This is a genomic window from Microbacterium caowuchunii, assembly GCF_008727755.1.
In the GTDB taxonomy this organism is placed as follows: Bacteria; Actinomycetota; Actinomycetes; order Actinomycetales; family Microbacteriaceae; genus Microbacterium; species Microbacterium caowuchunii.
The window spans coordinates 1443579-1457650 of record NZ_CP044231.1; the positions used below are offsets into that span (position 1 = coordinate 1443579).

Annotated in this window: 13 protein-coding genes; 10 read left to right on the forward strand and 3 right to left on the reverse strand. The window is 69.6% G+C overall.

The window, feature by feature from the left end:
- Nucleotides 1–33: 33 nt before the first annotated feature.
- From tsf to F6J84_RS06905, 8 genes are all read left to right on the forward strand, one after another.
- The gene (gene tsf / locus F6J84_RS06870) at nucleotides 34–861 is read left to right on the forward strand and encodes a translation elongation factor Ts (RefSeq protein ID WP_150972475.1); all 828 of its coding nucleotides are present in this window, start codon (nucleotides 34–36) and stop codon (nucleotides 859–861) included.
- A gap of 78 nt (nucleotides 862–939) precedes the next feature.
- Nucleotides 940–1656 carry a UMP kinase gene (gene pyrH, locus F6J84_RS06875; RefSeq protein WP_150892358.1) on the forward strand — a complete coding sequence of 239 codons (717 nt, stop codon included), beginning with the start codon at nucleotides 940–942 and terminating at the stop codon, nucleotides 1654–1656.
- A gap of 78 nt (nucleotides 1657–1734) precedes the next feature.
- On the forward strand, nucleotides 1735–2289 hold the full coding sequence (gene frr, locus F6J84_RS06880; RefSeq protein ID WP_150974728.1) for a ribosome recycling factor: 555 nt from the start codon (nucleotides 1735–1737) through the stop codon (nucleotides 2287–2289).
- A gap of 141 nt (nucleotides 2290–2430) precedes the next feature.
- A complete protein-coding gene (locus F6J84_RS06885; RefSeq protein ID WP_338037222.1) occupies nucleotides 2431–3324 on the forward strand; it encodes a phosphatidate cytidylyltransferase in 894 nt (297 codons plus the stop codon).
- 53 nt (nucleotides 3325–3377) lie between these two features.
- Nucleotides 3378–3938, forward strand: coding sequence for a DivIVA domain-containing protein (locus F6J84_RS06890; RefSeq protein ID WP_150974729.1), 561 nt, complete (start codon nucleotides 3378–3380; stop codon nucleotides 3936–3938).
- A gap of 49 nt (nucleotides 3939–3987) precedes the next feature.
- Nucleotides 3988–4740: an aggregation-promoting factor C-terminal-like domain-containing protein gene (locus tag F6J84_RS06895; RefSeq protein WP_238702629.1), complete on the forward strand. Its 753-nt coding sequence runs from the start codon at nucleotides 3988–3990 to the stop codon at nucleotides 4738–4740.
- Nucleotides 4741–4744: 4 nt separating this feature from the next.
- Nucleotides 4745–5029: a hypothetical protein gene (locus F6J84_RS06900; protein ID WP_150972479.1), complete on the forward strand. Its 285-nt coding sequence runs from the start codon at nucleotides 4745–4747 to the stop codon at nucleotides 5027–5029.
- Nucleotide 5030: 1 nt separating this feature from the next.
- Nucleotides 5031–5750, forward strand: coding sequence for an alpha/beta hydrolase (locus F6J84_RS06905; RefSeq protein ID WP_150972481.1), 720 nt, complete (start codon nucleotides 5031–5033; stop codon nucleotides 5748–5750).
- A gap of 27 nt (nucleotides 5751–5777) precedes the next feature.
- On the opposite strand, the gene F6J84_RS06910 is transcribed toward F6J84_RS06905, so the two are convergent.
- Nucleotides 5778–6833 carry an AI-2E family transporter gene (locus tag F6J84_RS06910; protein ID WP_150972483.1) on the reverse strand — a complete coding sequence of 352 codons (1056 nt, stop codon included), beginning with the start codon at nucleotides 6831–6833 and terminating at the stop codon, nucleotides 5778–5780.
- Between the two features lie 155 nt (nucleotides 6834–6988).
- On the opposite strand from F6J84_RS06910, the gene F6J84_RS06915 reads away from it, so the two are divergent.
- Together F6J84_RS06915 and F6J84_RS06920 are read left to right on the forward strand one after the other, a co-directional pair.
- Nucleotides 6989–8845 carry a DUF8094 domain-containing protein gene (locus F6J84_RS06915; protein WP_150972485.1) on the forward strand — a complete coding sequence of 619 codons (1857 nt, stop codon included), beginning with the start codon at nucleotides 6989–6991 and terminating at the stop codon, nucleotides 8843–8845.
- Nucleotides 8845–9786 (forward strand): tetratricopeptide repeat protein, encoded by a 942-nt coding sequence (locus tag F6J84_RS06920; RefSeq protein ID WP_150972487.1) that lies wholly within the window; start codon nucleotides 8845–8847, stop codon nucleotides 9784–9786. The genes F6J84_RS06915 and F6J84_RS06920 overlap by 1 nt, the downstream gene beginning before the upstream one ends.
- A 12-nt stretch (nucleotides 9787–9798) precedes the next feature.
- Here the strand turns inward: F6J84_RS06920 and glgB are convergent, their stop codons facing one another.
- Both glgB and F6J84_RS06930 read right to left on the reverse strand, forming a co-directional pair.
- Nucleotides 9799–11937, reverse strand: a complete 2139-nt coding sequence (gene glgB / locus F6J84_RS06925) for a 1,4-alpha-glucan branching protein GlgB (RefSeq protein WP_150972489.1) — start codon at nucleotides 11935–11937, stop codon at nucleotides 9799–9801.
- Nucleotides 11934–14021 carry an alpha-1,4-glucan--maltose-1-phosphate maltosyltransferase gene (locus F6J84_RS06930; RefSeq protein ID WP_150972491.1) on the reverse strand — a complete coding sequence of 696 codons (2088 nt, stop codon included), beginning with the start codon at nucleotides 14019–14021 and terminating at the stop codon, nucleotides 11934–11936. The genes glgB and F6J84_RS06930 overlap by 4 nt, the downstream gene beginning before the upstream one ends.
- Nucleotides 14022–14072: the final 51 nt, after the last annotated feature.

Sequence of the window (14072 nt, forward strand, 5' to 3'; positions counted from 1 at the left end):
CGAGAACTACCCAGACAGAAGGAGCCGCCACTCATGGCAAACTTCACCATCGCCGACATCAAGGCTCTGCGCGAGCAGCTCGGCACGGGCATGGTCGACACCAAGAAGGCTCTCGAGGAGGCTGACGGCAACGTCGAGAAGGCCGTCGAGATCCTGCGCCTGAAGGGCGCCAAGGGCAACGCCAAGCGCGCCGACCGCTCCACGAGCGAAGGCCTCGTCGCGGCTCGCGAGCACAACGGTGCCGTCACGCTCGTCGAGCTCGCCTGCGAGACCGACTTCGTCGCGAAGAACGACCGGTTCATCGCCCTCGCGGACAAGGTCGCGGATGCCGCTGCCGCCGCCGGCGCCGACTCCGCCGAGGCTGCTCTGGCCGCCGACGCGGGCGGTCAGACCGTCGCTCAGCTGATCTCGGACGAGGCCGCCATCATCGGCGAGAAGGTCGAACTCCGTCGCGTGCGCACCCTCACCGGTGACAACTTCGAGATCTACCTGCACAAGACCAGCAAGGACCTGCCGCCGCAGATCGGTGTCGTCGTGGCCTACTCGGGCGACGACGCGGAGACCGCTCGCAGCATCGCGCAGCACATCTCGTTCGCGAACCCCTCCTACCTGTCCCGCGCGGACGTGCCGGAGTCGGACGTGGAGAAGGAGCGTGACATCGTCACCGAGATCTCCCGGAACGAGGGCAAGCCCGAGGCTGCGCTGCCGAAGATCGTCGAGGGACGCGTCAACGCGTTCTTCAAGCAGGTCGCGCTGCTCGACCAGGACTACGCGAAGGACAACAAGCTGTCCGTCGCCAAGGTCGCCAGCGACGCCGGTATCACCATCACCGACTTCGCCCGCTTCAAGGTCGGCGCGTAGCCGACCTGAAAGGCCCGCATCGGCATCCGGTGCGGGCCTTTCGCATGCCGTAGGTTTACCCCGAAGAGAGGACCCCCCATGGATGAATCCACCGGACGCCGTCGCGTTCTGCTCAAACTTTCGGGAGAGGCGTTCGGGGGTGGATCCCTGGGGGTGAACCCCGACGTCATCAGTCAGATGGCCCGCGAGATCGCGGCCGCCGTCGACGAGGTGGAGATCGCGATCGTCGTCGGCGGGGGCAACTTCTTCCGCGGCGCCGAGCTGAGCCAGCGGGGCATGGACCGGGGACGCGCCGACTACATGGGGATGCTCGGCACCGTCATGAACGCTCTGGCGCTGCAGGACTTCCTCGAGCAGGCGGGCGCCGCCACCCGTGTGCAGTCCGCCATCTCCATGACCCAGGTCGCGGAGCCGTACATCCCCCGTCGCGCGGAGCGTCACATGGAGAAGGGGCGCGTCGTCATCTTCGGTGCCGGTGCGGGCCTGCCGTACTTCTCCACCGACACCGTCGCCGCGCAGCGTGCGCTCGAGATCGGTGCGACGGAGGTGCTCGTCGCCAAGAACGGCGTGGACGGCGTGTACACCGCCGACCCGAAGAGCGACCCCACGGCGACCCGGCTGGACCGGATCACGTACAACGACGCTCTCGTGCAGGGACTCAAGGTCGTGGACTCCACTGCCTTCAGCCTCTGCATGGACAACCGCATCGACATGCGCGTGTTCGGTATGCAGCCGGCGGGCAACGTGACCCGCGCCCTCCGGGGCGAGCCGATCGGAACCCTGGTCACCGCCTGACCGCTCACGGGCGGTGCGCTCACGGGCCCCGCGCCGTCCCGACTAGACTTGAATCCTGCTGTGACTGAGGGAGAAACCGTGATCGCCGATGTGATGACCGACGCCGCCGGGCGTATGGATCGTGCCGTGGAGGCTGCGAAAGAGGATTTCGCTACTGTGCGCACCGGACGGGCGAACCCGCAGCTGTTCCAGAAGATCAGCGTGGAATACTACGGGACGCCCACGCCTCTCGCGCAGCTCGCGTCGCTCAACAACCCCGAGGCGCGCACCATCATCGTGACGCCGTACGACAAGTCGGCGCTGAAGGCCATCGAACAGGCCATCCGCGACACGCCGAATCTCGGGGTGAACCCGACCAACGACGGCAACATCGTCCGGGTGACGCTTCCGGAGCTGACCGAGGAACGGCGCAAGGAATACGTCAAGCTCGTCCGGAACAAGGGCGAGGACGCGAAGGTCCACCTGCGCGGTATCCGCCGCAAGGCGAAGGACGATCTGGACGCCCTCAAGTCCGAGGTCGGCGAAGATGAACTGGCTCGCGCGGAGAAGGAGCTCGACGCTCTCACCCGGGCCCACGTCGATCTGATCGACGATGCGCTCAAGCGCAAAGAGGCAGAGCTGCTCGAGGTCTGAGACCCGATGACCGACGCCCCCGGCGAATCAGCGCCGTCAACCGGGAGCACCGCGGGTGCTCCTGGACCGGCGCGCCCTGATGCGCCTGCCGAGCCGATGACGCGCGCCGCATCCATGCGTGCAGCGCGGAACGAATTCGAGATGCAGGTCGCGCACGCGCGCGCCGAGTTCGAAGAGGCGAACGCGCGGATCAAGCAGCGGACCGGCCGCGATCTGATCCTGGCGATCGTGATCGGCGTGGCCATCGGCGCCATCGTTCTGGCCTCGCTGATCTTCGCGAAGTGGCCCTTCGCGATCGTGGGTGGGGCCGTGGCCCTGCTCGGGGTCTTCGAGTTCGTCCGAGCCCTGCAGGGGGCCGGACGGCGCGTCGACCTGATCCCGCAGCTGATCGCGGGTCTGCTGCTCGTGCTGTCCGCCGTCTTCCTGGATCCGTGGTTGCACTGGGTATCGCTGTTCGCCGCGGTCGCGCTGGTCATCGTGTGCCGCCTGATCGGCCAGATGACGGCGCGCGACGGCCGGGTGTACGCCTCCGTGCTGGACGACGTGCTGGCCTCGGGCTTCATCCCGGTGTATGTGCCGTTCCTCGCGAGCCTCGCGCTGATCCTGCTGCGGCAGGAGAACGGCGAGTGGTGGGTGCTGTCGTTCCTCATCGTGGCGATCGCGGCCGATACCGGCGCCTACGTGACCGGATTGACCCTCGGAAAGCACCCGATGGCGCCGCGGATCAGTCCGAAGAAGACGTGGGAGGGTTTCGCAGGTGCCGCGGTGGCGTCGGTGATCGCCGGAATCCTGCTGGCGTGGCTCCTGCTGGACCTCCCCTGGTGGACCGGGATCATCTTCGGTCTGGTCGTCCTGGGCACAGCGACCGCGGGTGACCTGGGCGAGTCGATGGTCAAGCGGGACCTGGGGATAAAGGACATGAGCTCCTGGCTTCCCGGGCACGGGGGAGTGCTCGACCGGCTGGACTCCATCCTCCCTTCCGCCGTCGCGGGCCTCGCCCTCTACTTCCTGCTGGCCCCGCTGGTGCTGTCTTGACGACGCGGCAGACGGACGAGGTGGTGCGCCGCAGCGATGCCGCGTCCCGAGACATCGAGCCGGTCCACGATTCGTTCCGTCGCGTCCACGGCCGCGAGAAGGGATACGAACCGGCAGCGGTCGATGCGTTCCTCGACCGGGCACGCGCCTCGTTCGAGATGGAGACCACCGACGGTGAGCCGGTCACGGCGGCCGCCGTCCGCGACGCATCCTTCGCGCTCGTCCGCGGCGGGTACTCGGTCGCCGCGGTGGATGCGGCGCTGGGGCGCGTCGAGGACGCGTTCGCCGCCCAGGAGCGCGCCGACGCCATCGCCCGTCTCGGTGCTCGCGCGTGGGTGGAGAAGCAGCGCACGGACGCGCAGGAGATCCTGGACCGGTTGTCCCGTCCGCCGCGGAACCGGTTCGACCGCGTTTCCGCGATCCGCTACGGCTACCGTATCGAAGAGGTCGATCTCGTTGCGGACAAGATCGCCCGCTACCTCGCTGACGGAACCGGCGTCTCCGTCGAACAGGTGCGTTCCGTCGCCTTCCGCATGCAGCGCGGGGGGTACCGCGAGGTGCAGGTCGACGCGCTGCTCGATGCCGTGATCGAGATCATGCTGGCGGTCGGCTGACGTCCTTCGGATGGCGTACTCAGGGCTACCTCGTTAGAATCGGGGGATTGTGACTTCTGGTGATGAGATCCGCACCCCCGATGCCACCGTCGTGACCCGCCGTGCCGCGGTTGCCGCGGCGCGCTCGACGACCGCGAATGCATCCCGTTCGACGGCGCGATGGTCTCGCCGGCGCGGTGTCGCAGGCGTGTTCGCCGGCCTCGCCGCTTTCGGGTTCGTGGCCGCATCCCTGGTCCCGGTCGGATTCGCGATGTCTGAGCCGGCTGCCGCCGACACGCCGCCGACCACCGTCTACGCGAGCATCCTCAGCGATGCGCAGCGCTTCACCGTGACCGGGACGGCGGTGGAGGAGACCATCGACTTCCAGCGCGACGGCTACACGGCGTACCAGACCCCGAAGCCCGAGCCCGTCGTGACGGCCCCGCCGGCGACCGCGTCATCCTCGTCCTCGTCCGGTGGGGGCGGGCGCTCCTGGAGCCCCCCGTTCGTGTCCCCGGACCCGGGCAGCGCGCAGGCCATCGCCTACGACATGGTGCGTGCGCGGGGATGGGGTGACGACGAGTTCGCCTGCCTGGTGGCCCTGTGGAACCGTGAGTCCGGATGGCGCGTGAACGCGTACAACGCCGGCAGTGGCGCCTACGGCATCCCGCAGTCCCTGCCGGGCAGCAAGATGGCCAGCGCCGGCGCCGACTGGGAGACGAACCCCGCCACCCAGATCTCCTGGGGTCTCGGCTACATCTCCGGCCGGTACGGCGCCCCCTGCGGCGCGTGGGGACATTCGAACGCCAAGGGCTGGTACTGAACCATTGGCGAAGTCCCGCCGTCGGCCGCAGCGACCGCGGCACGAGGATTCGTTCGACCGGCTCGTCGCAGGCTGGAAGCGCACCGAGGTGCGCCGAGGCGGTGAATGGACGGTCCAGCCGGTGTCCGCGGGCCAGGCCGTGAAGGCCTACACCTGCCCCGGATGCGGCGGCGTCGTGCCCGAGGGGACGGCGCACGTCGTCGTCTGGCGTGCGGACGGCGTCCTCGGCGATGCGGCGGACCTCGCGGCACGCAGACATTGGCACTCGCACTGCTGGAAGGTGTACTGACATGGAGATCCGCGGAGCGACCCTGCTGCCCGCCCGTCGTGAGGACGTCGAGCTGCACACCGAGGACGGGCTCACCCTCGTGGGCGAGCTCGCCACACCGCTGGACGCAGATCCAGTCGCGACCCTCGTCATGTTGCACCCGCTGCCCACACACGGCGGATTCATGGACTCCCACATCATCCGCAAGGCCGCAGCCCGGCTCCCCGCCCTCGCCGGGATCGCGGTCCTGCGCTTCAACACCCGGGGCACGTCGTCCCCGCGCGGCACGAGCGAGGGGGCGTTCGACGGCGGCGGGCTGGAGCGCCACGACGTCGCCGCCGCGATGCGGTTCGTCCGCGAGCGCGCGCTGCCGCGGCCGTGGCTGGTGGGCTGGTCCTTCGGCACGGAGCTCGTCCTGAAGTACGGGCGCGAGCACGACGTCGAGGGGGCGATCCTGCTGTCTCCGCCCCTGCACCGCGCCACCGCAGACGAGGTCGCGGCCTGGGCCGGCGACCGTCGCGCACTCATCGCCCTCATCCCCGAGTTCGACGACTACCTGCGCCCGGATGAGGCGCGCGAACGCTTCGCGTCGGTCCCCGAGGCGAAGCTCATCCCGGTCGAAGGCGGCAAGCACCTCTGGGTCGGCGAGAATCAGACCCGTCGCGTGCTGACCGAGATCGTCGCCGCGGTGAACCCCGCCGCACTGCCGCTCCCCGACGAGTGGGACGGACCCCTCGGCTGAACCGCGCCCTCGACGGTGGGCGTCGCGCTAGCGCGCGTTCTGCCGGGGGACCACGACCTGCCGGTACACGATGAGGATGCTCGCCGCGACCGGGATCGCCACGAGCGCGCCCAGCAGCCCGAGCAGCGAACCGCCGGCGAGGGCCGCGATCACGACGACGGCGCCCGGAACCGAGACGGCACGGTTCATGATGCGCGGCGAGATCAGGTAAGCCTCCAGCTGCATGTAGACGAGGTAGTAGATCGCAGCGATCAGGGCCGTCATGGGGGAGCCGAGCCCCGGGATCAAGCAGGTGAGGACGATGATGGCTGCGCCGGTGAGCGTCCCGACCAGCGGGATCAGCGAGAAGAAGAAGGCGATGACGGCCAGCACCGCGGGGAACGGGGCCCCGATGATGCTGAGGAAGATCGCGCTGAGCACGCCGTTGGTCACACCGAGGGCGCCCTGGCCCATGACGTAGTACCCGACCGAGTCGGTGATCTGCTCGGACAGGTCGATGAACCGGGGACGCTTCGACGCCGGGACCAGGCTGTACACGGCGGACTTCAGATTCGGCGTGGATGCCGTGAAGTAGATCGTCAGGATGAGGACGATGAACGCGCCGGTCAGCCCGGTGAAGAACGAGATCCCGACGTTGATCACGCTTCCGGTGATCTCGCCCCAGTTGGAGAGCAGCCAGTCCTGGATGTTGGCGACCGTGTCGTCGATCGCGGACTCCTGGATGGCGGGGAACAGCGAGTGGATCCAGTCCTTCACATCCGGCCACGACGTGCTGTTGAGGAACGTGGTGATCGCATCCACGAGCTGCCCCACCTGGGCGACGATGATCGGCACGATCATCCAGACGATGCCCGCGAAGACCGCCAGCACCGCCAGCACCGTCACCAGCACCGCCGCCCAGCGCGGCAGCCTCCGGCGGGTGAGCCAGGCGACCAGCGGCTCCAGACCGAGCGAGAGGAACAGTGCGGTACCGATGTAGAGGAGGATCGTGGAGAGCGTCTGGATGCTGCCGATCAGCAGCAGGCCGAGACCGACGCCGAGCGTGCCCACCAGCGCGACGCGGAACGGGTTGTGGATCTTCACAGCGGTCTCCTCAGTGACACGGGCGTAGGGGAAACCCTATGGCCCCGACGGCGCTGCACGGCGCAGCCACTCCCTTTCGCACAACACACAGGTGCTTCCGGATAGGCTGGAACGTCGGATCGAGCCGCCGTGAGGCGTCGGGAGGATGGTTTTTCGTGCGTTTCGTCTGGGCCGTTGTGGCCTTCGTGCTGGCTGCCGCCCTGATCGGGGCGGGTATCGCCCAGCGCACGGTATTCGCCGGTCCGTCCACCCAGTCCGCGACGATCGCGTTGGAGGACGACACGCCCTTCACCCTGGTCGACGGCGCCGTGCTGAACACCCTCCCCGGTACGCAGACCCTCGAGGTCGCAGGCCCGGACGGCGTGTTCGTCGCCTACGGACGCACGGCGGATGTCGCCGCCTGGCTCTCCGACGAGGAGTACACCGCCGTCACCCTGGATGAGGACGACGTCATCGTCAGCTCCGTCGTCGAGCCCGATCCGGACGCCGTCGAGCAGGTGGACCCGGGCACCGCGGACGACGCGCAGGCCGCGGACGATGCCGCGGCGGAGGAAGATGCATCCGCGCCCCGTGGTCGGAACCCCGTGGGGTCCGATCTGTGGCTCGCCGAGTACACCGACCCGGATGCGGTCGTCGCGAACCTCCAGCTTCCGTCCACGATGAGCCTGCTCATCGCCTCCGACGGCACGGCCCCCGCTCCCGCCGACATCTCGGTCACGTGGGACATCCCGCAGACCACGCCCTGGGCCGGGCCGCTGATCCTGGTCGGTGCCCTGGTGCTCCTCGGCGGAGTGGTGCTGTACGTGCTCGCCATCCGCCACGCGCGGCGCTCGCGCGGCCCGCGACGGAAGGCGCCGCCGCCCCTGCCCGAGACGGAGCCCATCGATCTGTCCGTCACCGCGGCCGACAAGGGCGTCATCACCTCCGGTCCGTCGACCTCCCGCCGTGGTGGTGGACGCCGGAAGGCCGTCGTCGCGCTTCCCGCCCTGCTCGTCGGCGCCCTCGTGTTCACCGGCTGCTCGCCGGAGGCGTGGCCGCAGCTGGGCAGCACGCCCACCCCGACTCCCACGGCGCCGATCGTCGATTCCGACCAGCAGCAGGCCCCCGCCGTCACCGAGGCCCAGGCGAAGATCATCCTGACCCGCATCGCGGAGACCGTGGCCCAGGCCGACTCCGCCCTGGACGCGGATCTCGCGGCCACCCGGCTCTCCGGCGCAGCTCTGGCCGAACGCCAGACCAACTACACCCTGCGCGCCGGCATCGCCGACTACGCGGCCCTCCCGGCGATCCCCGCCGAGCCGACCCAGATCATCCTGCCGCAGGCCTTCGACGCCTGGCCGCGCACCGTGATGGCCGTGGTGCAGAACGACGCCAGTGAGGCGACCACCTCCACGATCATGATGATGACGCAGGAGGACCCCTGGTCCGAGTACAAGCTCTCCTACGTCGGCAACCTCGGCGGTTCCACCGAGATGCCGGACCTCGCGCCCGCCTACATCGGGGCGGCCCAGGTCCCGCCGGACTCCTCGTTCCTCGTCCTCGCTCCCGATGCGCTCCCGGCCGCGTACGCCGACGTGCTCACGAACGGCGCGGAGAGCTCCTTCGCCGGCCTGTTCGACGAGGCATCCGACCGCTTCAGTGAAAGCGTGGCGAAGGACCGTCAGGAGCGCCTCGACGCGTTCAACACGACGGCCACCGACACCGGCACGCTCGAGTTCGGCGCCGCCCCCGGGGCCTTCACCCCGCTGGCGCTGGCCACGCTGGAAAGCGGAGCGATCGTGGCCATCACCGTGAACGAGTCCGATACGGTGAAACCGGCCAACGAAGACGTCGTGATCAAGTTCGACGGGAACCCGACCGTGCAGGCCCTCACCGGGGTCGCAGAGTCGCAGACCGGAGTCTCGACCACGTTCGTCGACCAGCTCTTCTTCTACGTCCCGGCACAGGGATCCACGGAGAAGATCCGGCTGCTCGGCTATTCGTCCAACATCCTCGAAGCGAAGGTTCTGTGATGACCGATCCCGCCCCCGGTGCCGTCCTCCGCGGCGCCGTCGACCTGTCCTCGCTGCGCAACCGTCCCCAGCCGGCCGCCGGCGCAGCGCCCGCCGATCCCGGTGCGGCATCCGACCTCCCGTCGCTGATCATGGACGTGACCGACGCACTGTTCCCGCAGGTACTCGAGCTCTCCCGCACGGTGCCCGTCGTGGTCGATCTGTGGGCCGAATGGTGCGGACCGTGCAAGCAGCTCAGCCCGATCCTGGAGAAGGTGGTGACGGAACTCGGCGGCCGGCTCGTGCTGGCCAAGGTGGACGTCGACGCCAACCCTCAGCTCGCCCAGGCTTTCCGCGCGCAGTCGATCCCGCTGGTGGTCGCCCTCGTCGGCGGTCAGCCGGTGCCGCTGTTCACGGGCGCGGTCCCGGAGCAGCAGGTGCGGGAGGTCTTCGCACAGCTGCTGCAGGTCGCCGCGCAGAACGGCGTGACCGGGACGCTGCCGGTCGAGCCGGGCGACGGCGACGCGGCAGAGCCCGCCGAGCCGGCGCTCCCGCCGTTGCACGCCGCCGCCTACGAGGCCATCGAGGCGGGGGACTACGCCCGTGCCGTCGCCGCGTACGAGCAGGCACTCGTGGAGAACCCGCGGGACGCGGACGCCCGTGCCGGTCTCGCCCAGGTCTCGCTGCTGCAGCGGGTGCAGGGGCTCGACCTGCAGCAGGCGCGCGCGGCCGCTGCAGCGGCTCCGCTCGACGTGGACGCGCAGTTCGCCGTGGCCGACCTCGATGTCTCGGGCGGTCACGTCGATGACGCATTCGAGCGGCTGCTCGACCTCTTCGGCCGCCTCCCCGGCGACGAGCGGGCCCCGGTGCGGGAGCGCCTGCTCGAGCTGTTCGGTCTCGTCGGCGACGCCGACCCCCGTGTCATCCGGGCGCGTGGTCGTCTGGCCTCGCTCCTGTTCTGACCGGGCGCCGCGTCAGCCCGCGTAGCGAAGCCAGAGGGCGCCCAACGGCGGGAGCGTGACGTTCGCGCGACCGGCGGCATCCGTCTGGACGCTGCCGAAATTGCCGACCCCGGATCCGCCGTACACGGTGGCGTCCGAGTTCAGCACCTCGTCCCAGCGCCCGGCGGAGGGCAGGTCCAGTTCGAGGCGCAGCGGTGCGCCCGAGAAGTTGCAGAGGATCGCGACGGGTGCACCGTCGTCGCCACGACGGACGAACGCGGACACGTCCGGGTTCCACGCGGGCCCCCCGATCCGGTCGAAGGCGGCCCCGTCGTGGTCCCGGCTCCAGAGGGCGGGCTCCGCGCGGTACGCCCGGTTCAGCGCGGCGACGAAGTCCTGCAGCTCACGGTGGGTCGGCTGGTCGAGCAGCCACCAGTCCAGACCGCGGCTCTCCGACCATTCCGAGAGCTGACCGAACTCCTGACCCATGAACAGCAGTTGCTTGCCCGGGTGGCCCCACATGTACGACAGGAACAGTCGCATCCCGGCCAGCTTCTGCCAGTGGTCGCCCGGCATCCGCGTGAAGAGGCTGCCCTTGCCGTGCACGACCTCGTCGTGGCTGATCGGCAGCACGAAGTTCTCGCTGAAGGCGTAGACGAACGAGAACGTCAGCTCGGCCTCGTGATGGGAACGGTACATCGGGTCCCGCGAGATGTAGACGAGCGAATCGTTCATCCAGCCCATGTTCCATTTGAAGCCGAATCCGAGACCGCCGGCGCTGGTGGGTGCGGTGACACCGGGGTAGCTGGTGGATTCCTCGGCGATCATCGCGATGCCGGGGAACGTCTTGTAGACGGTCGCGTTGGTCTCCTGCAGGAACCGGATGGCCTCCAGGTTCTCGCGCCCGCCGAACTCGTTCGGTTCCCATTCGCCGGGCTCGCGCGAGTAGTCGAGGTACAGCATGGACGCGACCGCGTCGACGCGCAGCCCGTCGACGTGGAACTGGTCGAACCAGTACAGCGCGTTGGCGACGAGGAAGTTGCGCACCTCGTTCCGGCCGTAGTCGAAGATGAGGGTCCCCCAGTCACGGTGCTCACCGCGGCGCGGGTCCGGGTGCTCGTACAGCGGGCCGCCGTCGAAGCGGGCGAGGGCGAAGGAGTCCTTGGGGAAGTGACCGGGGACCCAGTCCATGATGACCCCGATCCCCGCTGCGTGCAGGCGGTCGATGAGGTAGCGCAGATCGTCCGGGCTGCCGAAGCGGCTGGTCGGGGCGTAGTAGCCGGTCACCTGGTATCCCCACGAACCGCCGAACGGGTGCTCCGCCAGCGGCATGAACTCGACGTGGGTGAATCCCTGCGCGGTCATGTACTCGACGAGGGGATCGGCCGCTTCCCGGTACCCGAGTCCTGGACGCCAGGAGCCGAGATGCAGCTCGTACACCGACATGGGTCTGGTCAGCGGCTGCGAGGAGGCGCGATCGGCGATCCACTCGTCATCGCCCCATACGTAGTCGGATGCGGTGACCACGGATGCGGTCGCAGGCGGCACCTCGGCGGCCCTCGCCATCGGGTCGGCCTTCATGACCCAGCCGTCGTGCTCCGTGAGGATCTGGTACTTGTACGTCGTCCCGACGCCGACACCCGGGATGAACAGCTCCCAGACGCCGCTGCCCCCCATCGAGCGCATCGCGTGGCCGGCACCGTCCCACCCGTTGAAGTCGCCCACGACGCGGATGGCGCGGGCGTGGGGGGCCCAGACGGCGAACGAGGTGCCCTCGGCGTCCCCGTGCAGGCGCACGTGGGCGCCCAGCACATCCCAGAGCCGCTCGTGACGGCCCTCTCCGATCAGATGCAGGTCCAGCTCGCCGAGCGTCGGGGTGTGCCGATAGGGATCGTCCGTGGTGTGTGCCGGGCCGTCCTGGTACGTCGCGACCACCTGATAGGCCTGCGGCTCGCCGGTCGTCTCACCCTCCCAGATCCCGCCGTGCAGGTGGGCGAGGGGGACGCGGCGGCCATCGCCGAAGACGGCCGTGACGGACTGGGCGAGCGGGCGACGCGTGCGCACGATCCACGTGCCGTCCGCGGTAGCCGGGTGGATCCCCAGCACGTCGTGCGGGGCGTGGTGGGATCCCGCGGCGACGGCGTCGAGCAGGGACGGGTCGGGAGGAGTCATGCGATGCCCTTCACGTGCAGGATGTGGACGGGTTCCGAGAACGCATCCAGGCGGACGAAGTCGTGATCCGTCCACGTCCAGGTCTGGCCGGTGAGCAGGTCCTCGACGAGGAAGGGCAGGCCCGGTTCCACCCCCCAGACCCGGGTGTCGAGGTGGACCGTCGTCTGGCGCACCGAGTGCGGATCGACATTGACCACCACGAGGATGGTGTCGGCGACGCCGTCCGGCGCCACCGCGGCGTCCAGGTGCTTCGCGTAGACCAGGATGGCGTCGTCGTCGCTCCACTGGATCGACAGGTTGCGCAGTTGCCGGAGCGCCGGGTGGGCGCGGCGGATCTCGTTCAGCCGCCGCAGGTAGGGCGCCAGCGAATCGCCGTTCGCCTCGGCGCCGGCCCAGTCCCGCAGCTTGTACTCGTACTTCTCGTTGTCGATGTTCTCTTCGCTGCCCGGGCGGGCGACGTTCTCGAAGAGCTCGTAGCCGGCGTACACGCCGTAGGTGGGGGCGGCCGTCGCGGCGATCGCCGCGCGGATCTTGTACGCCGGGCGGCCACCGTACTGCAGGTACTCGGTGAGGATGTCCGGCGTGTTCACGAAGAGGTTCGGACGCAGGAAATCCGACGTGGTGTGGGAGATCTCGTCCAGGAACTGCTCGAGCTCGGTCTTGGTGTTGCGCCAGGTGAAGTAGGTGTAGCTCTGCTGGAAACCGGCCTGGGCGAGCGCCTGCATGGGTGCCGGGCGGGTGAAGGCCTCGGCGAGGAAGACGACGTCGGGGGACTCGGCGTTCACGGTGCGGATGAGCCACTCCCAGAACTGCAGCGGCTTCGTGTGCGGGTTGTCGACGCGGAAGATCCGCACCCCCTGCGCGATCCAGTGGCGCACCACACGCAGGACCTCGGCGCGGATGCCCTCCGGGTCGTTGTCGAAGTTCACCGGGTAGATGTCCTGGTACTTCTTCGGCGGGTTCTCGGCGAACGCGATCGAGCCGTCGGGGAGGGTGGTGAACCACTCCGGATGCTCGGTGACCCAGGGATGGTCCGGCGACGCCTGCAGCGCGAGGTCGAGGGCGACCTCGAGCCCCAGCCGTCCGGCCTCGGCGACGAACGCGCGGAAGTCGGCGAGCGTGCCGAGATCGGGGTGCACGGCGTCGTGCCCGCCGTCGGGGCCGCCGATCGCCCACGGGGAGCCGGGGTCGGCGGGACCGGCTTCGAGCGTGTTGTTGGGCCCCTTGCGGTTGGTTCGGCCGATGGGGTGGATCGGGGGCAGGTACAGGACGTCGAAGCCCATGTCGGCCACCTGGGGGAGCCGCGCCATCGCCGTACGGAACGTCCCGCTCGCGATGGTCCCGTCCTCGCGGACGCTCGCTCCCTCGGAACGCGGGAAGAATTCGTACCAGGCGCCGACGCCGGCGCGCTCGCGCTCGACCAGGAGGTCGGTCGTCCGTCCGACGGTGAGCAGCGACGTGAGCGGCCGGGCGCGGAAGAACCCGGTGAGCATCTCGTCGCCGACGATCGCGAGCGCCGCAGCGGCGTCGAGATCCGGGTCGCGCAGATCCCGCGCACGCTCCTGCAGCACTCGGCGCTCGGAGGCGGGGCGGTCCGCCTCCGCCTGCGCCCGGTCGAACAGCAGTGCGCCCGTCTCGCGCATGAGGGCGACATCCACCCCCGCGGCGATCTTCAGGGCCGCTGCATGCTGCCAGGTCGCGAAATCGTCGCCGTACGCCTCGAATCGGAACGACCACGTGCCCTGGACGAGGAGGGCGACCTCCGCGCTCCAGTGGTCCAGACCGTTGCCGATCGGCCGCAGTGCGTGGAGGGACTCCCCGCCGTCCGGAGCCGTGAGCCGGAGGCGGACGCCGATGAGGTCGTGTCCCTCCCGGAACGCCGTCACCCGGAACGGCACGACCTCGCCGGCGAAGGCAGAGGGCGAGAACGCCGGGTCGAGGGCGGCGGGCCGCGGGTCCGCGAGCGGGATGCGTCCGGTCACCGTGTCACCGGCCGCGCCGATGTCGGCTGCGGGACGGATGGGGAGGGCGGACGCGCTGCGCCAGGCGGGCGGGTTCTTCGGGGAACGGGTCTGGAGGGCCACGTTCCGAACCTATCGTTCAGCCGCCCGGGACGACAGGCGACACCGCGGGCT